The organism is Pseudomonas cremoricolorata DSM 17059 = NBRC 16634 (assembly GCF_000425745.1).
Taxonomy (GTDB): domain Bacteria; phylum Pseudomonadota; class Gammaproteobacteria; order Pseudomonadales; family Pseudomonadaceae; genus Aquipseudomonas; species Aquipseudomonas cremoricolorata.
The window spans coordinates 69,581-89,571 of the sequence record NZ_AUEA01000003.1 but is presented as its reverse complement, the minus strand read 5'-3'; the positions used below and the strand labels follow the sequence as shown (position 1 = coordinate 89,571).

The window sequence follows — 19,991 nt, the reverse complement described above, 5'->3', positions numbered from 1 at the left end:
GGAGCACTGGGTTTTCCCCCCTTTTTCCCCAAAAAGGGGGTCGCCGCAAGGCGAAACCTGCGACCTAAGAATCAATACCATACCGTGCATCAAACGGATGTCTGCCCAGTGGATTCAGCGGTCATCTCGCTCAAAGCAATTCCTGTGGTATGGAAACTCCCCTAACCCACCATCACACCTATAATGGCCGCCCATTTTTCTGATCCGCGTTGACCCATGAATCGATTGTTGTCCGCTGTAACCCTGAGCCTCGCTGTCATCCTCCCCGCCTTCGCCAGCCCGCCCGACACCTTCACCCAAGCCAAAGTGGTCGCCAAGCAGCAGGTCTACCTCGATCAGGCCAGCAGTGCCACGGGCGATCTGTATTGTGGTTGCCAGTGGAGCTGGGTCGGCAAGTCGGGCGGGCGTATCGACCCTGCTTCGTGCGGCCTGAGCGCGCGCAAGCAGCAGAACCGCGCCGAGCGCACCGAATGGGAACACATCGTGCCGGCCTGGACCTTCGGCCATCAGCGCCAGTGCTGGCAGAACGGCGGGCGCAAGCAGTGTGTCGACAACGACCCGGTGTTCCGCGCCATGGAAGCCGATCTGTTCAACCTTTACCCGGCCGTGGGCGAGGTCAATGGTGACCGCAGCAACTTCAACTACGGCATGGTCTCGGGCGTGGCGCCGCAATACGGCCAGTGCAAGACACGCATCGACTTCCAGCAGCGCACCGCCGAGCCACGCGACGAGGTCAAAGGCCTGGTGGCGCGCACCACGTTCTATATGTTCGATCGCTACAAGCTGAACATGTCCAACCAGCAGCAGCGCCTGCTGATGGCCTGGGACAAGCAGTACCCGGTCAGTGCCTGGGAACGTCAGCGCGACCAACGCATCGCCGCGGTCATGGGCCACGGCAACCCGTTCGTCAGCGGCGCGCGGCAGTGGAGCCAGGGCTACCGCCCAGTGGGCGATGGCCTGAGTGCCAGCGCCGCCAGCAGCAGCCCGGCAAATGCCGGCGTGCAGGCCAGCGCCAAGGCCGACACCCGGGGTGCGACGGCCGCCAGCATCATCGGCAACCAGAACAGCCACGTGTATCACCTGCCCACTGGCTGCCCGTCCTACTCCCAGGTCGCGGCGAAGAACCGCATCAGCTTCGAGTCCGAAGCCCAGGCGCAGGCCCAGGGTTACAAGAAAGCCGGCAACTGCCGCTAGACCCGCGCGTCAGGGCACGCCTTGCGTACCCAGGTACTGGGTCTGCCAGGCCGCCAGCGGTAGCGGCGGCTGCGCGGCGAAGATACGCCGCCAGATCAGCGTCAGTTGCTCGCGGTCGAACATCGAGCGCCCCGCCTCATCGCGCCAGCGCGACGGGGTGACGGCCTGCCACTGGCCCTGCGCGTCGCGCCGGGCCATCTGGAAGCGGAAGTTGTAGTTGCCCGGCGTGCCCATGCGCAGGTCGGTGACCACCAGCGCATCGCCAATGATGTCGTAGCGCAGCCAGTCGTCGGTGAACCAGCGCAGGCGCTCGTGCAGCATCACCCCATCGAGCAGCCGTGCGTCTTCAACGTGCCGTGACAGGCGCTGCATCTCGGGTGCAGCGCGGTCCAGAACGCTGCTTACCGCTTCGATGTAGTCGCCGTCCGGGGTCTTGGCCAGCACCCGCCAGACCAGGCTGGTGAACGCCATCGGCACCGCCTTGACCTCGCTCACCGCCACCCCTTGTGCCTCCAGCGCCGCCTGCAAGCGCTGCTCGGCGGCCATGCGTCCGGCCAGGCCGAAGCCCAGGTAGACCGTGCTGAACACCAGTGCCACGCCCAGCCACTGCCGTGCGCGCAGGCCCAAGCCGCGCACTGCGGCATACAGCACGGTCAGCAGCAGCGGCACGCTGTACACCGGGTCAACGATGAATACCGCCGCCCAGCTTTGCGGCGTCACCCCGAGCGGCCACAGCAGCTGCGTGCCATAGACCGTGAAGGCATCGAGCAACGGGTGGGTCACCAGCACCAGCCAGAAGGTCAGCATCAGCCGTGGCCATCGGTAGCCGTGGTCGGGCCAGCGCCAGCGGGCCACGGCCATCACCAGCGTGGACAAGGCCAGGGCCAGGGCGGTGAGCACGAACAGTGAGTGGGTGAAACCACGGTGGAAGGTCATCTGCGAGACCGGATCGGCGTAGCGGATGAACACGTCCAGATCCGGCACGGTGGCCAGCGCCGCGCCGTACAGCAGCGCGCGGCGCCCTTGAATACGGCCCAGCAGCGCGCCTTGCAGCGCAGCACCGAGCAGCGCCTGGGTGATTGAATCCATAGGGGAAGGCTTCCTGATCAGTCTGCAGGCACGCTACCCGGATCAGGCCAGCGGTGCAAAACCTTCTGCCGCCGGGCGTCGCGTCGCAGCGGTTGAACTCCACCGCAGCCGGCAGCCTCTGAAGCAACAACGCCCCGGCAGAGACCTGCCTTGTCCTGGAGTCTGGTCAACCATGAGCGACGATAACCTGATCAACACCAGCCTGGGCACGCCGTGGCAGCAGTGGCAGCACTGCGCTCACCTGGCCCGCGCAGCCTGGATCGACCCGCTGCAGCTGTGCCCGCCGGGTCGGCGCCTGGTGCTGGTGGCGCCGCATCCAGACGATGAAATCCTCATGGCCGGGGGCCTGCTGGCAGGTTTTGCCGGCCGTGAGGACGACCTGCTGCTGATTTCCGCCACCGATGGCGAGGGCAGCCACCCCGATTCGCAGCAGTGGAGCGAGCGGCGTCTGCGCCATCAGCGGCCACTGGAAAGCCGGCATGCCTTGCAGGCGCTCAACCTCGACCTCAACCGCCTCGACTGGCGCCGCCTGAGCCTCAAGGACGGCGGCGTGCAGCGCGACGAGGCGTACCTGGTCAATCACCTTAGCCAGTTGCTCAAGCCCGACGACCTGCTGATGGTGCCTTGGCGCAACGATGGCCATTGCGACCACGAAGCCATCGGCCGCGCCGGTGCCCAGGCGGCCCAGGCGCGGGGTGCCCATTTGGCCGAAGTGCCGATATGGGCCTGGCACTGGGCCAGTGCCGACGACAGCCGCCTGCCGTGGGCGCGGGCCAGGCGCATCCAGCTCGACGATGCGCGGATCGCGCGCAAGCGTCAGGCGATCAACGCCCACGCCAGCCAGCTGAGCGCCGACGACGATCGCCCGCCGGTGATCCCGGCGACGCTGCTCGACTGCCTGCTGCAACCCTTCGAGCTGATTTTTCTCTGAGCCTTACAGTGCTCAGCTGAACGACCATCGTCTGCACTGCCCAGCGCTTGAACAGGCGTGGCGGCAGATCAGCTCGCCTTCCCGCCTGCACGCGATTCACACAATTGCACCGCAACCATCGCACGCCTGAAATAAAGCCAGGTGTAAAATCCGTCAAATTAGCGGCGCCATTCCACTCCCTGATGGGTGGTGCGATGAAGTGCGTACGGCCGTTTCAATCACGCCAGCCACGCTCTATTAATCAGTGACTTACAACCGTTGGTCGGCTGATCGCATTGATTGAGTCATTCGCTTGTCGCGCTAAGTGACGGATTGGCCAGCTTTTATTGGCCATTCAGCCCAGTGTTCCACTCGTTCTCGCGTCGAAGAATGCCATTGTTTTGACGCATAGCCGCATTCCTCAGCTATAACCCTTCAACCCGTCTGTTCCCCCTTCCTGACTTGACCTTCGAGGCACGCGACGTGGACGTGAGCGTTTTTGGCAGCGGTTATGTGGGACTGGTACAAGCGGCGGCTCTGGCGGATGTCGGCCACCGGGTGCTGTGCGTGGATGTCGATGCGCACAAGATCGAACAGCTCAACCAAGGCGTACCGCCGATCAGTGAGCCGGGGCTGTCGGAGGTGCTGGAAGCCAATCTGCACAATGGCAACCTGGCCTTCAGCACCCAGGCAAGCGACGCTGTGGCCCACGCTCAATTGCTGTTCATCGCGGTCGGCACCCCACCGGATGAAGACGGCTCGGCCGACCTTTCCCACGTGCTCGAGGTGACCCGGCAGATCGCCGCACTGATGGAGGCCGCATGCATTCTGGTGATCAAGTCGACGGTGCCGGTCGGCACCGCCGACCAGGTGCTGGCACTGGCCCGCGCCGAGTTGCGCCGTCTGGGCAAGGCGCATCTGGACATGCACGTGGTGTCGAACCCTGAGTTTCTCAAGGAAGGCAGCGCCCTGGCCGACTGCATGCGCCCAGACCGGATCATCCTTGGCTGCAGCGATGCGCACACCCGCACAGTGCTCGGCCAGCTCTACGCACCGTTCTGCCGCAACCATGAAAAGCTCATGTTCATGGACAATCGCAGCGCCGAGCTGAGCAAGTACGCCGCCAACGCGATGCTCGCCACGCGCATCAGTTTCATGAACGAGCTGGCCAACCTCAGCGAGCGACTGGGCGCCGACATCGAGGCGGTGCGCAAGGGCATCGGCTCGGACCCGCGCATCGGCTACCACTTCATCTATCCCGGCTGCGGTTTTGGCGGCTCGTGCTTTCCCAAGGACCTGCGCGCCTTGCTGCACAGCGCCCGTGAGCGCGGCATGCCGTTGCACTTGCTGCAAAGCGTCAGCGAGGTCAACGACCGCCAGCGTCAGGTGCTGTTCAGCAAGCTGCAGCAGCATTTGGGCGCGCTCAAGGGCAAGTCCATCGCAGTCTGGGGGCTGGCCTTCAAGCCCAATACCGACGACATGCGCGAAGCGCCCAGCCGCTACCTGATCGAAGCCCTCTGGGCCGCCGGCGCCAGCGTGCGTGCCTACGACCCGCAGGCGATGGACGAGTGCCGCAGGCTGTATGGCTACCGCCCCGACCTGCACCTGTGCGCCACCCGCGACGACACCGTGCAGGATGCCGATGCGCTGGTGATCTGCACCGAATGGAAGCACTTTCGCGTGGTCGACTTCGCCATGCTGGCAGGCAAGCTGCGCGAGCGCCTGATCGTCGACGGACGCAACCTCTATGACCCGGCCCAGGTCGCCGCTCATGGCCTGCGTTACAGCGGTATCGGCCGCAATGCGCTGCCGACACAGGCGGCTGGGCAATGAAAGTGCTGCTCACCGGTGTGGCCGGGTTCATCGGCGCGCACACCTGCAGGCGACTGTTGCTCGAGGGTCACGACGTACACGGCATCGACAATTTCAACGATTACTACGACCCGGCGCTCAAGCATGCGCGGGTGCAGTGGGTGCGCCGCGAGGCCAGCAGCAACCTGATCGATGGGGTCTGGGTGGGCAAGCTGACCCTCGACAGCCTCAACCTGGCCGACCGCGATGGTGTCGCCAGCCTGTTCGCCAGTCAGCGCCCCGAGGTGGTGATTCACCTGGCCGCGCAGGCGGGGGTGCGCTATTCGCTGCAAAACCCCCACGCCTATCTGGACAGCAACCTGGCCGGCTTTCTCAACGTGCTCGAGGGCTGTCGACGCAACCCGGTCAGGCATCTGCTGTACGCCTCATCCAGCTCGGTGTACGGCGCCAATATGCGCACGCCGTATCGGGTGCAGGATGGCGTCGACCACCCGCTGTCGCTGTACGCGGCAACCAAGAAGGCCAACGAGGCCATGGCCCACAGCTACAGCCACCTGTTCGGTATCCCCTGCAGCGGCCTGCGCCTGTTCACCGTGTACGGCCCGTGGGGCCGGCCGGACATGTCGCCGATGCTGTTCGCCCGGGCGATCAGCGAAGGCCGGCCGATTCAGCTGTTCAACCAAGGCCGCCACCAGCGCGACTTCACCTACATCGACGACATCGTCGAGAGCCTGGTACGGCTGATGCCAGTGTCGCCGCCGGCCAGTAACCTTGAGTGGAACCCGCACGCCCCGGACCCTGCCAGCAGTCACGCGCCGTGGCGCCTGTACAACATCGGCGGACAGCGCCCGGTGCAATTGCTCGACTACGTCGCCCTGCTGGAAAAGCACCTGCAGCGCGTTGCGCACATCGAGCTACTGCCGCTGCAACCGGGCGATGTGCTGAGCACCTGCGCCGATGCCTGCGACCTGGCCGAGGTGACTGGCTTCAGCCCGCAGGTTTCGCTCGACGAAGGGCTCGGGCGCTTCGTCGCCTGGTTCAACCACCACTACGCGCGTGGACGTTTTCGTTTCTGATCCAAGCCAGCCGCGCAGTCGATTCAGCAATCCCCGCCCGCCGAGTGTCACAGTTGCAGCGGCCAGCCTCATGCAGGCAACCGGGCAAATATGCATGGATGCGCTGCATATTTGTCGATTGTGCGGCGCAAATGCGCGTGCAAGCATCGGCCTGCTACTCTGCGCCGCCGGCCCGCCAGACCGCGGGCATCATTCGGATCAATCAATAACAAGGCAGGGAGATCACCATGACCGCGTCCATCCCACCGTTGCAGGCCAGTCACGTTCAGGCCACGGTGCGCAACCGCATCGGCCACCTCACCCTCAACCGCCCCGCCGGGCTCAATGCCCTGACCCTGGACATGGTGCGCAGCCTGCAGCGCCAACTCGACGCTTGGCGGCACGACCCTGAGGTGCTCGCGGTGATGCTGCGCGGCGAAGGGCCCAAGGGCTTCTGCGCCGGTGGTGACATCCGCTCGCTGCACGACAGCTACAAGGCCGGAGACACCCTGCACGAAACCTTCTTCGTCGAGGAATACGCCCTCGACCTGACCCTGCACCGCTACCCCAAGCCGCTGCTGGTGCTGATGGACGGCTTCACCCTGGGCGGTGGCATGGGCCTGGCCCAGGGCTGCGATCTGCGCATCGTCACCGAGCGCAGCCGGCTGGGCATGCCGGAGGTCGGCATCGGCTATTTCCCGGATGTTGGCGGCAGCTACTTCCTTTCGCGCCTGCCCGGCGAGCTGGGCATCTACCTGGGCGTTAGCGGCACGCAGATCGCCGCCGCCGATGCGCTGTACTGCGGCCTGGCCGACTGGTATGTGCACAGCGAGGCGCTGGCGGCACTGGACAGTGGCCTTGAGCAACTGAGCTTCGGCGACCATCCGCTCAAGGATCTGCAAGGCCTGCTGGCCAGGCTCGGCCAGCAGATTCTCGAAGCGCCGCCGCTGGCCGAACTGCGCCCGGCCATCGACCACTACTTCGCCTTGCCCGATGTGCCGTCGATCATCGAACAACTACGCGCGGTCAACCTCGGCAGCAGCCATGAGTGGGCGCTGGCCACCGCCGACCTGCTGGAACAGCGCTCGCCGCTGGCCATGGCAGTGACGCTGGAACTGCTGCGCCGCGGCCGCCAGTTGAATCTGGAGCAATGCTTTGCCCAGGAACTGCACGTCGACCGCCAGTGGTTCGCCCACGGCGACATCATCGAAGGGGTCCGTGCACTGATCATCGACAAGGACAAACAACCGCGCTGGAACCCGCCACGCCCCGCCGACGTTACCCCGGCGCAGGTCAACCGATTCTTCGACGGCCTGTGAGCCGGAGGCAGCCATGCAAGACCTGGAATTGAACGAAGAGCAAATCATGATCCGCGACATGGCGCGCGATTTTGCCCGCAACGAAATCGCCCCGAACGCCCAGGCCTGGGAAAAAGCTGCGTGGATCGACGATGGCGTGGTGCGCAGTATGGGTGAGCTGGGCCTGCTGGGCATGGTCGTGCCGGAAGAGCACGGCGGCAGCTACACCGACTACGTGGCCTATGCCCTGGCGGTCGAGGAAATTTCCGTCGCTGATGGCGCCACCGGGGCGTTGATGAGCATTCACAATTCGGTCGGCTGTGGTCCGCTGCTGGCCTATGGCAGCGCCGAGCAGCAACAGGCCTGGTTGCCGCGCCTGGCCAGCGGCGAGGTGATTGGCTGTTTCTGCCTGACCGAGCCACAGGCCGGCTCCGAGGCGCACAACCTGCGCACCCGCGCCGAACGCGTGGGGGATGAATGGGTGCTCAACGGTGCCAAGCAGTTCGTCAGCAATGCCCGCCGTGCGGGGCTGGCGATCGTGTTTGCCGTGACCGATCCGGAACTGGGCAAAAAAGGCCTGTCGGCGTTTCTGGTGCCGACCGACAACCCCGGGTTCAAGGTCGAGCGCAGCGAACACAAGATGGGCATCCGCGCCAGCGACACCTGCGCAGTGAGCCTGGACGACTGCCGCATTCCTGCAGCCAATCTGCTGGGTGAGCGCGGCAAGGGCCTGGCGATTGCCTTGTCGAATCTGGAAGGCGGGCGTATCGGCATCGCTGCCCAGGCCCTGGGCATCGCCCGCGCAGCCTTCGAAGCGGCGTTGGTGTACGCCCGCGACCGGGTGCAGTTCGGCAAGCCGATCAATGAGCACCAGAGCATCGCCAACCTGCTGGCCGACATGCAGGTGCAGGTCAATGCCGCGCGGTTGCTGATTCTGCATGCTGCCCGCCTGCGCAGCGCCGGCAAGCCATGCCTGTCGGAGGCGTCCCAGGCCAAGCTGTTCGCTTCAGAAATGGCCGAGCGGGTGTGTTCCATGGCGATTCAGGTGCATGGCGGGTACGGCTACCTGGAGGATTACCCGGTCGAGCGCTACTACCGCGACGCGCGGATCACACAAATCTACGAAGGTTCGAGCGAAATTCAGCGGATGCTGATCGCCCGCGAGCTCAAGCACTATCCGCTGTAAATCGGCGCTGCGCTGAAACGGCGCACTGGACTCAGCCCGAGCCATTGCGCCGGAAACACTCCGCCTCGGCGTCTGGGCGGCTTTGCAGACTCAGCGTCAGGCGCTGTTTTTCCTGATTGTCGTAGAGATCGAAGCGCGCCACCGGCGCGCCGCTCCAGGCCTGAGCCTTGCGCTGAAACACATCCTTTTCCATCGGCAATGCGGGCACGATGACGAATCGCTGTTGCATTCTCTTAGCCTCCCCCTGGCAATGCCCTCACTATTAGCCAGACTCTGTTAAACCTTCAAGCTGACTAATGATGAGGCGACGAGTGGATAGCACAGTCGCACCTGGCCGATCCATTCGAGTGACAGCGCCGCTGGAGGACCTGCAAACGCATGGCCACCCGCAACGACAGCCGGGGTTGAGCCCAGGCCCAATCGCTATCGCCGGGTGCAGTGCGGCTTGGCTTATTCACGGCGCTGCGGTAAACCGTCAGCTGTTATCGAGCCTCCCATCCTCTATCGAGAATCCACCATGCCTGGGCATGACCTTCCTTCCCCCCGCGACTGGGTCCGCCGGCACAGTCCGCCTGGCGGCATCGAACGCATCGAGGCGTGGTTCGGCGGGCATGGCTACGACCCGCACCGCCATGACACTTATGCCATCGGCCAGACCCTGGCCGGGGTGCAGAGCTTTCATTACACCGGCGCACTGCGCCACAGCCTGCCCGGCGCGACCATGGTGCTGCACCCGGATGAACTGCACGACGGCATGGCGGGCAGCGACGCTGGCTTTCGCTATCGCATGGCCTACATCGACCCTGCGTCGGTCCAGCAGGTACTGGGCGGCGAGACGCTGCCGTACATTCGTGGCGGGCTGTCCGATGACCTGCGCCTGCGCTGCGCCAGCCAGGTGTTCGTGCAGGCTCTTGAGCATCCCTTGCAGGCCCTGGAGGAACAGGATGCGCTGTACGACCTGGCCGTGGCCCTACGTGCGGTGGCCGGCAAGCCGCGCGGGCGCAAGCGCCCCGATTTCCAGGCGGCCGAACGCGCACGCGGGTTCATCCTCGAACACGCCGAGCAGGACATTACCCTCGAAGCACTGGAGCAGGTCAGTGGCCGCGAGCGCTGGAGCCTGTCGCGGGACTTTCGCGCGCTGTACGGCACCAGCCCTTACCGCTACGTGACCCTGCGCCGGCTGGATCGAGTCAGGGCACTGCTGCTGGACGGTTTCAGCCTGGTCGACGCGGCGCTGGCAGCAGGCTTTCACGACCAGAGCCACATGACCCGCTATTTCACCCGGGCCTATGGGGTTTCACCGGCGCGCTGGTTGCAGCGCCTGCGCGGCTGACTTGCAGGATCGTACAAGAATGGCCGCCGCGAGCCGCTTACTCTGGCGCCTCATTTCATGCCCCTGAGGACGCTCCATGCACACGCCAGTACCGACCCCGGTCAACCCCTTGCACAAAGCCGCTCTGATCGACCGGCAATGGTCACCACGGGTGATCGCCGAACTCAACGACTACCAGTTCAAGGTGGTGCGCATCGAGGGCGAATTCATCTGGCATGACCACCCGGAAACCGACGAGGCGTTCATCGTCCTCGACGGCACGCTGCGCATCGACTTCGAACACGGCCCGGTCTACGTCGCGCCCGGCGAGTTGTTCGTCGTGCCGCGCGGTATCAGCCACCGCACCGCCGCCGAGGGCGAGGCACGCCTGCTGATGATCGAACCGCGCGGGGTACTCAACACCGGCCATGAGGGCGGCGAACGCACGGCGAACAACGATGTGTGGATCTGAACCCGCCCCCGCCCTCTAGGGCTCGGCAGCGTAGCCGGTCATCTCCAGATACCCCCGCCCAGCGCTACTGCCCTGCACCTGCAGCGGGCCTTCCCAGTAGGCGAAGCGGGTGTTCATCCAGGCCTTGGGTTGCAGGGCCTGAACCTCGATGTCCAGGCCTTTGCCAGGGACCTGCACGCGCCAGCGGGTCGGCACGCGCTGGCCGCCGTCCTGGCGGGTCCAGGCCAGGGGTTGCAGCTCGATCTGCTCGCCGCCGAGCGCCTGACTGCGGCCATCGGCGCTGATCCAGGTGCCGGCGCGATACGGCGCCTGGTGATCCTGGCGTACCTGAAACAGCATCAGCTTGGCGCCGCTGTCCAGGTGCAGGGAAAACCAGTCCCAGCCAGACTGCCCCTCTGCCAGCGGCTGGCTGCTCCATTCCCGGTCGAGCCAGGCGTTGCCGCGCACCGCAAGACACTGCCCGGCGCGCTCGATCACCCCGCTCACCCGGTAGAACGGCTGGCTGTAGTAGTACGACGCCTGGCCGTGCCCGGATTTCTCGCTGTAGCCGGCGTCACCGTGCAGCACCAGCGGGCGCTGGGTGGACAGATCGAGGTCGTAGGCAAAACCCTCGCCATGGGCGCGCATGTTCAGCCGGGCGATGGCGGCGTCACCGGCCAGCGTCCAGTCATCGATCCAGGCGCGAAACGGCTCAGCGCTCACCCCGGCCTGGCTGATGCCGCCGCGGGCCAGGCGTTCGGCCGACTGATGCCCGCCCGGGCCGGTCAGGGCGGCGTGGGCCATCCACAGGTTGGGGCTGCTCCAGTCGCCGGTTTCCGCGCCAGGGCGCAGGGCCGAGCGGAACAGCGTCCACTGCGCGCCCCAGTCGCGGCCCTGCACGTCGTACAGGTTGGCGGTGACGTACCACCATTCGATCCGAAAGCCATCATGGGCGCCGTGGTCGCGCGGGAACACCAGCGGCTGGCCGCGCTGCACCTGGGCAAAGGCGGCGGCGTCCTGGCCAAGACCTGCATAGCTGGCCGGCGGTGCAGCCGGCTGATCGCAAGCGCTCAGCACCAATCCCAGCAGCAGCGTGCACACACCCTTAGCGTTCATCACAAAATTGCCTCAACAAATCCACCGGACATTGCCGCGCCAGTTGCCACAGCGGCCAGGCGCTGGCCAGCAGGCTGGTGCCCAGGCCAAGCCCGGCCAGTTGCAGCAACTGCTGGGGAAACACATGCAGCGGCAAGCGCCAGCCGAACGCCTGGACGTTGACCACCGCCACCAGGCACCAGGCCAGCAGCACGCCCAAGGGCAAGGCCAGCAGCACGGTGAGGGTCGCGAGCAGCAGGGTCTGCGCCAGCGACAGCAGCACCAGCCTGGGCCGCGACACGCCCAGGGCCCAGAGCGGCGCCAGCTGCCCTAGCCGGCTCTGGGCCAGGGTCAGTAAGCCCAGCAGCAGGGCCACCCCGGCGATGCCCAGGGTCAGGCCATTGAGCGCGGTGGTGGCGGCGAAGGTGCGGGTGAACACCTCGCTCGACCAGGCTTTGAGGCTGGCCTGTTCGACCATGCGGCTGTCGTCCAGGGCGAAGCGTTCACGCAGTTGGGCTTGCAGGACCGGCAACTGCCCCGGCGCGACATTCAACGCGATGCCACTGAGGCTGGCCTGCGGCCAGTGCGCGCGCAGCCAACCGGCGTTGAGCAGGATATGCCCCTTGGGGTTGCCATAGTCGGCATACAGGCCGACCACGCGCAGGCTGGCCGCCGGTTGCAGCGGCAGGTTCAGGCGCTCGCCCAGCCCCACGTGCAGGCGCCGCGCCAGTTGCTCGCTGAGCATTACGCCGCGGCCCTCGGCTAGCGCTGTCCAGGCGTCACTGCTGTGGCTGAGCAGCGGCCAATGCTGGCGATACCAAGGCACATCGAGCACTCCTTGCAGCTGCGCCGGCCAGCCCTGGACATTGATTTCACTGCGCCAGGTAGGCAGGCGCAGGGTCACCGCCGGCTGCTCGCCGAGCCACTGATCGATGCTGGCAGCCTGGTCGCTGTCGCCTGGGGTCAGGTACAGGTCGGCGGACAAGCGCTGTTCCAGCCAGCCATTGAAGGTGCTGCGAAAGCCCTCGGTCATGCTGCCCACACCCACGCTTGCGGCCAGTGCCAGAAGCAGGGCCATCAGCGCCAGGCTCAGCGCCGGCAGTTGTTGCCGGCTGTCGGCGACGAACCATTGCGCCAGCGGGCGCCGCGCCCAGTGGCCCAAGCCTGCCAGCACTCTATCGAGCAGCAATGGCAATGCCAGCGCCGCCGCCAACAGTAGGCTGGCGAGCAAGGTGAAGGCACTCGGCAGGCTCGCGCCCCAGTACCAGCAACCCAGCGCCAGCAGGCCCAGGCCCAGTGCCGCGAGGGCCTGGCGGCGCAGCCACGGCCCCTGCGCGCGGCGCCAGGCCTGCGCCTGGGCCAGGGCCAGCAGCGGCAGGCGCGCGGCGCGCAGCACCGCACTGGCGCCGGCGAGCAAGGCGCCGACCACGCTGACCAGCACGCCAGTGGCCCACCAGCTGGCCGGCAGGCTCAAGTGCCCGGCCACTTGCGCGCCATACAGGCCACGCACGCTGGCGGCAAAATCCGGCAACAGCGCGGCGGCCAGCAGATAGCCGCCGGCCACGCCGAGCAGCCCGCCGAGCACGGCGAAGGCGCCCAGCTCCAGGCTCAAGGCCAGCAGCACCGTGCGCAGGCTGACCCCGCAGGCGCGCAAGGTGCGGATCAGCCCGCGGCGTTGCTCCAGGGCCAGGCCAATGGCCGCATGGGCGATGAACAGGCCGACCACGAAGGCCAGCAAACCCAGTGCGCTGAGGTTGAGGTGAAAGCTCTCGGTGAGCCGCTGCAGGTCGCCCTCGTCACTGCCTGAAGCAAGCTCAAGCCAGGACGCAAGCTCCTTGGGCAAGGTGCGCGGCGGACCATCGAGCAACAGCCGCGACACTTGCCCGGGGGCTTGCAGCAGGCGTTGCGCCTGGCCGATGTCGAGCAGCACCACCCCAGGCGCCAGCTCGGCCTGCATGTGCAGCGGCGGCAAGGCCAGGCCCTGGGCGCTGAGCGCGCTCTGCCCAGGCGCCAGGCCAAGCCGGCGCAGGGTGTCGGGGCCAATCCAGGCTTGCCCCGGCGGGCCGATGAAGGCCTGCACGTCCAAGTCCTGGGCGCTGCTGCCAGCCAGGCTCAGGTTGCGCGGCAGGGTCAGCGGCTCGATGCCGATCAGGCGCAGGCTGGGCGCGCCCTGCCCGGCCATCGCCAGCCGCCCCTCCAGCACTGGGCTGACCGCCCAGCCGAGGCTGCGCAGCTGCAAGTACAACGCTTGGGAAAGAGGCTGACCGGTACGCGGTTGCAGGTGCACCTGGCTCGGTGCAGCCAGCACCGCGCTGGCCCGGGCGTAGTCGTTGCGGGCCTGGCTGTTCAGTGCCTGCACGCCCGTCCACAAGGTGGTGGCCAGGCACAGCCCGAGAAAGATGCTCGCGCCCTGCACGCGATGCCGGCGCCAGTGGCTGAGCAGCGCCTGCAGGGCAACCGCAAGCGCGCTCAATGCCTGGACTCGGCCAGCACCCGCCCGGCCTGCAAGCGACAACTGCGTTGCAGGCGCGCGGCCATGCGCGCGCTGTGGGTGACCATCAGCACGCTGCTGCCGGCCTCGCCGATCAGTTGCAGCAGCAGCGCCAGCACCTCCTCGCTGCTGCCTTCATCGAGGCTTCCGGTCGGCTCGTCGGCCAGCAGCAGTGGCGGTCGGGGGGCCAGCGCGCGGCCAATCGCCACGCGCTGCTGCTGGCCGCCAGAAAGTTGCTCCGGGTATCGCTGCAACAGGCCGCTCAGGCCCAGCCGCTCGGCCAGGTGGCGGCTCCAGGCAAGGTCATGGCGCCCGGCCAGACGCGCCTGAAAACTCAGGTTGCTGGCCACATCGAGGCTGGGGATGAGGTTGTATTGCTGGAACACCAGGCCGATGGACTCGCGGCGCCACTGCGCCAGCGCGGTTTCGCTGCGGTCATCGAGCGCCTGGCCGTGGATCAGAATGCGCCCGCGGTCGGCCTTGTCGAGGCCGGCAATCAGGTGCAGCAAGGTGCTCTTGCCGCTGCCCGACTCACCCATCAGGGCCAGGCTGCTTTGCGCCTCCAGGCGCAGGTCGATGCCTTGCAGCACCGGCAGCGGGCCTTGCGCGGTCAGGTAGTGCTTGTGCAGGTCTTCGATCAGCAGCATGGCGCTTCCTTGGCGGCAGTGGGGTCGCGAACGGCGTTGCACAGGCCGCGCCCGGTTTGGACAGCGACGCGGCGCTGGCAGTGCGATCAGGCGCCTGCGAGCTGGCCGTGCAGCAGCTCGCCAAGCACCTCGGCCAGGGCTTTGACCAGTGGGTCGGCGGTGGCGCGGTGGACGATGACGATTTCGTAGCTGTCGATGACCGGCAAGCCCTCGGCCGCGCCAAGCACCCGGTGCTCGGGGCCGGCGGCGCGCGGCGGCAGCAGGCTGATGCCCATGCCGTCGGCCACCGCCGCCTGAATGCCGCTGAGGCTGGAACTGGTGAAACTGATGCGCCAGCGCCGCCCCAGCCCTTCCAGGGCGCTGATCATGTCATCGCGGTACAGTCCGCGCGGCGGGAAGGTCACCAAGGGCAGCGGGTCGATGGCGAAGGTCGGAGTGCGTGCGCTGTCGATCCATTCCAGGCGCTCGGGCCAGCGCGCCACGCCCTCGCGGCTGCCGCGGCGCTGCTTGAGCAGCATCAGATCCAGCTCGCCGTTGTCGTAGGCCTGGCTGAGGTCGCGGCACAGGCCGCTGGTGACCTCCAGCTTGACCTGCGGCTGGCGCCGACTGAACGCTGCCAGGGCGCTGGTGGTGGCGCCGCCGACGAAGTCTTCCGGCACACCCAGGCGCACGCTGGTGCCAACCCGGGCTCCAGCCAGGGCTTCGAGCATCTGGTCGTTGAGCGCCAGCATGTGCCGGGCATAGCCCAGCAAGGTCTGCCCGGCGTCGGTGGGCAGCACGTCGCGGTTGCCGCGCACCAGCAGGCGCTGGCCGACCATGTCTTCCAGACGCCGGACTTTCTGGCTGATGGTCGATTGTGTGGAGTGCAGGCGGGTTGCGGCGGTGGTGAAACTGCCGCAGTCGGCAACCACCACGACGGCGCGCAGCAGGTCGAGGTCGAACAGCGCGCTATTCGATTTGGCAATGGTGGGCATGGGGGCATTGAGCACAGCAATGGCGATGCAGGGTTCTAACATGCTCGCAGGGGCGCGGCAATGCCGGGGGAACTCAGTTCACGGCGCAGCCTCTTACAGAGGAGTGGATGGCCGGATGGCCCCACCTTTTTCCCCTCGGAGGATACGTCCATGCGTCACCTTATGCTCGTACCTGCTTTGATGCTTTTGCTGCCGGCGGGCGCTGCCCTGGCCCGTGTCGATGGTCGTGATGTCGCGACCTCCGCCGGGATCTCGGCCTCGCTGTATTCCACCTTCAAGGATGACAAGCGCATCATCCCGGCGCGCGATGAGCTGTCGGCATTCGTCGCCAGCAATGGCGCCATCCGCGGCGCCTACGTGGAGTCGGCGCTGCAGCAAGTGCGCCAGGCCAATCCAGGCCTGCAGATCGGCGACGAGGAACTGGCCCAGGCCATTCTGTCGCAGGATGATCCGCTGGCTGCGAACTAAGGCGTAGCTTCGCGGCAAATGGTCATTCGCGGGTAAACCGCAGCGGCGGACTCTCCGCTGCGGTTTACCCGCGAAATGCGCGGCGAAACGCTTTCGCTGCTTACTCGCGCAACGTCGCCATATCGATCACGAATCGATACTTCACATCCCCGGCGATCATGCGCTCATACGCCTCGTTGATATTGCGGATATCGAGCATCTCGATGTCGCACGCGATGCTGTGCTCGGCACAGAAATCCAGCACTTCCTGAGTTTCGGCGATGCCGCCGATCAGAGAACCTGCCAGCACCCGACGTTTCATCACCAGATTGGCCGCATGCACCGGTGGCTCGACCGGCTCAATCAGCCCGACCAGAATGTGCACGCCATCGAAGGTCAGGGTTTCCAGGTAGGGGTTCAGGTCGTGCTGCACCGGAATGGTATCGAGGAGGAAATCGAACCGGCCAGCCGCGGCGCGCATCTGCTCGGCATCGGTGGAGACGATCACGTGGTCGGCGCCTTGGCGGCGGGCTTCCTCGGCCTTGGCCTGCGAGCGGGTGAACAGCGTCACCTCAGCGCCCAGGGCCTTGGCGATCTTGATACCCATGTGGCCCAGCCCCCCCATGCCCAGTACACCGACCTTGTGCCCAGGGCCGACGCCGTGGTGCTTGAGCGGCGAGTAGGTGGTGATGCCGGCGCACAGAATTGGCGCCGCGCTGGCCGGGTCCAGACCCTCGGGGATGCGCACCACGAAGTGCTCGCTGACCACGATGCTGCTCGAGTAGCCGCCCATGGTGTTGCTGCCATCGACCCGGTCCGGAGTGGCGTAGGTCATGGTCGGACCTTCTTCGCAGTACTGCTCCAAGTCTGACTGGCAGGCCCGGCACTGGCGGCAGGAATCGACCATGCAGCCGACACCGACCAGGTCACCCACCTGATAGGCGCTGACATCGGCACCGACCGCCGTGACCCGACCGATGATTTCGTGGCCCGGCATCAGCGGGTAGACGGCGATGCCCCACTCGTTGCGCGCCTGGTGGATGTCGGAGTGGCACACGCCGCAATAAAGGATGTCGAGGGCGACATCGTCAGCGCGCGGGCTGCGGCGCTGGAACTGCATGGGCGCCAGTGGGCTGGTGGGGGATTGGGCGGCGTAACCGATGGCGGTATACATGCGGACCTCTCAGGCAAGTTAAACGATTCAGTTTGGGCAACAGTGTGCCCGTCCGAGCCGCCCTAGCCCACCGACGATTCTCCGGGATACGTGCCTTTTTCTCCGAAAACCGTCGACAACCGCTGGCGCCAGCCGTTCAACCTGCGATGATGCCAGTGTCTGATTCTCTACCCAGGTGCCCCATGCAGCTGACCCGCCACGTCGATGCCAACGCCCCGCTCTGCCGCCTGATCAGCGCCTTGGCCACGCGTCCGGGCTTCGTTCCCACTCACTTGGCGCAGGTGCAGGTGCTGAGCTGGGATCACTATGTCGCCAGCAGCCCGCAGATCTACGAACCGAGCCTGATGATCCTGGCCCAGGGCAGCAAGCTGGCGCGGCTTGGTCCGCGCACCCTGGAGTACGGCGCCGGCCACTACCTGGTGCAGGCGCTGTCGGTGCCGTTCATGTGCGAGACCTTCGCCACCGCACAGGCGCCGCTGCTCGGGGTGGCGGTGGGCATTGACCGCACCGTGCTGGCCGAACTGGTCCAATACCTGCCCGCCGAAACACCGGCGCCGCAGGTGCAGACTCCGCAGTCGATGACCTCGGCGGCCCTGGATGGGTCGATGCGCGCCAGCGTCGAGCGTTTGCTCGAATGCCTGCAAGACCCGCTCGACGCTCAGGTACTGGGGCCGGCGCGGGTGCGTGAAGTGCTCTACACCGCCCTGCGCGGGCCCCAGGCAGGGGTTCTGCGGGCGCTGGTGGAACAACAGGGCCATTTCGCCCGCATCGGCGCGTCCTTGAGTTTTCTGCGCGAGCATTACAGCGAGCCACTGGGGGTCGAAGCGCTGGCCGAGCGCGCCAACATGAGCGTGTCGACCTTCCACGAGCACTTCAAACGCTGTACCGAGCTTGCGCCGATGCAGTACCTCAAGCGCCTGCGCCTGCTCAAGGCGCAGCAGATGCTGCTGGGCGAAGGCGTCGGCGTGGCCCAGGCAGCGCACCGCGTCGGTTACCAGAGCAGCTCGCAGTTCAGCCGTGAGTACAAGCGCCAGTTCGCCCGCAGCCCGGGGGACGAGCAGCCGTACCAGAGCCTGCCGGTCTAGGCCGGCTAGCGGCCAATCCCAAACGACTGTTGGCGCTTCCAGCGCTCAAGGTTGCGCTGCACCAGGCGTTGCGCCAGCGGGCTGTTGGCCAGCGCCTGCATCAGCGCCGCCAGACGCTCGCGCAGCGCCGCGCTGTTGCAGCGCGAGCGCTTCGATACGGCCAGGTACAGCGGCTCGCTGGACACCGGCGGTTCGAGCACGCCGAGCTGTTCCTCGATGCCCAGCGCCTGGGCCAGCGCAGTACCCGGATGGCGCTCGTAGAGCAGGTAGTCGTTGCGCTTGTGCAGCAGCTTTTCGAATGCCTGGCTGGCCCCGGGCACCGCCTCCAGGTGCAGGTGCGCGGCGGCGTACTCGTCGAAACGCTGGCCGTGACTGTTGTTGACCAGGGTCCCGCCGGTGCGGCCTTGCAGGTCGTCCCAGCCGCTGTAGAGGAAGGCTTGATCACGGCGCACCCAGACCACGCTGTCGGTGGTCAGGAACGCCGGCGCGATGAAATCCATCTGCTGCTCGCGGGCGTCGGTGCGAAAGTACCCCGCCAGCCAGTCGACCCGGCCTAGACGCACCTCTTCCTGGGCCCGCGACCAGGGCCCGGCATCGACCACGGTCACTTCGATGCCCAGTCGCTGGGCCAGGTAGTCGAGCAGTTCGGCGTTGGCGCCGATCAAACGGCCCGGATGCTCCGGGTCGCGCCACAGGTACGGCGGGTATTCCGGGTTGCCGGTGGCACGCACGTGCTGGCAGTCGTCCGCCGCCCGTGCCGGCAGCAGGCCCAGCAACAGCGGTAGCAGCAGACACAGACTTGCGCGACGCTTGACCACTGGCGACCCCCGGCAGATGTCCGATGAACAGCAGTGATGCTAGTACAGGGTGAATAATCCGTTCGTTGCGCTGCGACAGTTTCGCCGCAGGTAGCCGCTTGCCAGCAGCTATCCTCTTGGCTGTGACCCATCGTTTTCGGAGCGCCCATGCAACTGACCGGCAAAACCGCACTGATCACCGGCTCTACCAGCGGCATCGGCCTGGGTATCGCCCAGGTGCTGGCCGAAGCGGGTGCCGATATTCTGCTCAACGGCTTCGGCGACCCGGGCCCTGCGCTGCAACAGATCGCCGCCTGCGGGGTCAAGGTGGCGCATCACCCGGCCGATCTGGCGCAACCGGCGCAGATCGCTGAGTTGTTCGCCTGGGCCGCTGAGCACGGCGGCGTCGATATTCTGCTGAACAACGCAGGCATCCAGCACGTCGCGCCGATCGAGCAGTTCGCGCCCGAGGCCTGGGACAGCATCCTGGCGATCAACCTCTCGGCGGTGTTCCACTGCACCCGCCTGGCATTGCCCGGCATGCGTGAACGCGGCTGGGGGCGGATCATCAACATCGCCTCGGTGCATGGCCTGGTCGGCTCGCTGGGCAAGGTCGCTTATGTGGCGGCCAAGCACGGGGTGATCGGCCTGACCAAGGTAGTGGGTCTTGAAACCGCCACCAGCAATGTCACCTGCAATGCGCTGTGCCCGGGCTTCGTGCTGACGCCGCTGGTGCAGCAGCAGATCGACCAGCGCGTCAGCGATGGCGTCGACTCGCAGCAGGCGCAACAGCAGTTGCTGGCGGAAAAACAACCCTCGGGCGCGTTCGTGACGCCGCGTCAGCTCGGCGAGCTGGCGTTGTTTCTGTGCAGCGAGGGCGGCGCCCAGGTGCGCGGCGCGGCCTGGAATGTCGATGGCGGCTGGTTGGCGCAGTGACGCCAGCCGATGGCAGTGAGGGCAACACGGAGGCAGAG

General features: G+C 66.5%; 19 protein-coding genes. 11 read left to right on the top strand and 8 right to left on the bottom strand.

The window, feature by feature from the left end; translation table 11 throughout:
- Nucleotides 1-216 precede the first annotated feature (216 nt).
- On the top strand, nt 217-1,194 hold the full coding sequence (locus H618_RS0104915; protein WP_028694012.1) for an endonuclease: 978 nt from the start codon (nt 217-219) through the stop codon (nt 1,192-1,194).
- 9 nt (nt 1,195-1,203) lie between these two features.
- Here the strand turns inward: H618_RS0104915 and H618_RS0104910 are convergent, their stop codons facing one another.
- A complete protein-coding gene (locus H618_RS0104910) occupies nt 1,204-2,283 on the bottom strand; it encodes a metal-dependent hydrolase (protein WP_028694011.1) in 1,080 nt (359 codons plus the stop codon).
- 172 nt (nt 2,284-2,455) lie between these two features.
- Between H618_RS0104910 and H618_RS0104905 the strand changes: the two genes are divergently transcribed.
- From H618_RS0104905 to H618_RS0104885, 5 genes are all read left to right on the top strand, one after another.
- Nucleotides 2,456-3,214 carry a PIG-L deacetylase family protein gene (locus H618_RS0104905; RefSeq protein WP_028694010.1) on the top strand — a complete coding sequence of 253 codons (759 nt, stop codon included), beginning with the start codon at nt 2,456-2,458 and terminating at the stop codon, nt 3,212-3,214.
- Between the two features lie 462 nt (nt 3,215-3,676).
- Entirely contained in the window at nt 3,677-5,026 is a 1,350-nt protein-coding gene (locus H618_RS0104900) for a UDP-glucose dehydrogenase family protein (protein ID WP_028694009.1), read from the top strand.
- Entirely contained in the window at nt 5,023-6,081 is a 1,059-nt protein-coding gene (locus H618_RS0104895) for an NAD-dependent epimerase (protein ID WP_028694008.1), read from the top strand. Before H618_RS0104900 ends, H618_RS0104895 begins: the two co-directional genes overlap by 4 nt.
- A 227-nt stretch (nt 6,082-6,308) precedes the next feature.
- Nucleotides 6,309-7,379, top strand: coding sequence for an enoyl-CoA hydratase/isomerase family protein (locus tag H618_RS0104890; RefSeq protein WP_028694007.1), 1,071 nt, complete (start codon nt 6,309-6,311; stop codon nt 7,377-7,379).
- 13 nt (nt 7,380-7,392) lie between these two features.
- Complete coding sequence (locus H618_RS0104885) at nt 7,393-8,544, top strand: acyl-CoA dehydrogenase family protein (RefSeq protein ID WP_028694006.1); 1,152 nt, start codon at nt 7,393-7,395, stop codon at nt 8,542-8,544.
- Between the two features lie 31 nt (nt 8,545-8,575).
- Here the strand turns inward: H618_RS0104885 and H618_RS0104880 are convergent, their stop codons facing one another.
- Complete coding sequence (locus H618_RS0104880; protein WP_028694005.1) at nt 8,576-8,773, bottom strand: hypothetical protein; 198 nt, start codon at nt 8,771-8,773, stop codon at nt 8,576-8,578.
- Between the two features lie 288 nt (nt 8,774-9,061).
- On the opposite strand from H618_RS0104880, the gene H618_RS0104875 reads away from it, so the two are divergent.
- Nucleotides 9,062-9,877, top strand: coding sequence for an AraC family transcriptional regulator (locus tag H618_RS0104875; protein WP_028694004.1), 816 nt, complete (start codon nt 9,062-9,064; stop codon nt 9,875-9,877).
- 76 nt (nt 9,878-9,953) lie between these two features.
- Nucleotides 9,954-10,328: a cupin domain-containing protein gene (locus H618_RS0104870; protein ID WP_028694003.1), complete on the top strand. Its 375-nt coding sequence runs from the start codon at nt 9,954-9,956 to the stop codon at nt 10,326-10,328.
- Between the two features lie 15 nt (nt 10,329-10,343).
- Here the strand turns inward: H618_RS0104870 and H618_RS0104865 are convergent, their stop codons facing one another.
- The 4 genes from H618_RS0104865 to H618_RS0104850 form a co-directional block, all read right to left on the bottom strand.
- Entirely contained in the window at nt 10,344-11,423 is a 1,080-nt protein-coding gene (locus H618_RS0104865; protein WP_028694002.1) for a lipocalin-like domain-containing protein, read from the bottom strand.
- The gene (locus H618_RS0104860) at nt 11,413-13,875 is read right to left on the bottom strand and encodes an ABC transporter permease (RefSeq protein ID WP_028694001.1); all 2,463 of its coding nucleotides are present in this window, start codon (nt 13,873-13,875) and stop codon (nt 11,413-11,415) included. The genes H618_RS0104865 and H618_RS0104860 overlap by 11 nt, the downstream gene beginning before the upstream one ends.
- Nucleotides 13,872-14,540: an ABC transporter ATP-binding protein gene (locus tag H618_RS0104855; protein WP_028694000.1), complete on the bottom strand. Its 669-nt coding sequence runs from the start codon at nt 14,538-14,540 to the stop codon at nt 13,872-13,874. The genes H618_RS0104860 and H618_RS0104855 overlap by 4 nt, the downstream gene beginning before the upstream one ends.
- Before the next feature lie 86 nt (nt 14,541-14,626).
- Nucleotides 14,627-15,514, bottom strand: a complete 888-nt coding sequence (locus H618_RS0104850) for a LysR substrate-binding domain-containing protein (protein ID WP_028693999.1) — start codon at nt 15,512-15,514, stop codon at nt 14,627-14,629.
- A 150-nt stretch (nt 15,515-15,664) separates the two neighbouring features.
- Between H618_RS0104850 and H618_RS0104845 the strand changes: the two genes are divergently transcribed.
- A complete protein-coding gene (locus H618_RS0104845) occupies nt 15,665-15,982 on the top strand; it encodes a DUF2388 domain-containing protein (protein WP_028693998.1) in 318 nt (105 codons plus the stop codon).
- Between the two features lie 100 nt (nt 15,983-16,082).
- Here the strand turns inward: H618_RS0104845 and H618_RS0104840 are convergent, their stop codons facing one another.
- Entirely contained in the window at nt 16,083-17,135 is a 1,053-nt protein-coding gene (locus tag H618_RS0104840; protein WP_028693997.1) for an NAD(P)-dependent alcohol dehydrogenase, read from the bottom strand.
- A 182-nt stretch (nt 17,136-17,317) separates the two neighbouring features.
- Between H618_RS0104840 and H618_RS0104835 the strand changes: the two genes are divergently transcribed.
- Nucleotides 17,318-18,220 carry an AraC family transcriptional regulator gene (locus tag H618_RS0104835; protein WP_028693996.1) on the top strand — a complete coding sequence of 301 codons (903 nt, stop codon included), beginning with the start codon at nt 17,318-17,320 and terminating at the stop codon, nt 18,218-18,220.
- Between the two features lie 5 nt (nt 18,221-18,225).
- Here the strand turns inward: H618_RS0104835 and H618_RS0104830 are convergent, their stop codons facing one another.
- Complete coding sequence (locus H618_RS0104830) at nt 18,226-19,038, bottom strand: substrate-binding periplasmic protein (protein ID WP_028693995.1); 813 nt, start codon at nt 19,036-19,038, stop codon at nt 18,226-18,228.
- Nucleotides 19,039-19,185: 147 nt separating this feature from the next.
- Between H618_RS0104830 and H618_RS0104825 the strand changes: the two genes are divergently transcribed.
- The gene (locus H618_RS0104825; RefSeq protein ID WP_028693994.1) at nt 19,186-19,953 is read left to right on the top strand and encodes a 3-hydroxybutyrate dehydrogenase; all 768 of its coding nucleotides are present in this window, start codon (nt 19,186-19,188) and stop codon (nt 19,951-19,953) included.
- The last annotated feature ends 38 nt before the right edge of the window (nt 19,954-19,991 follow it).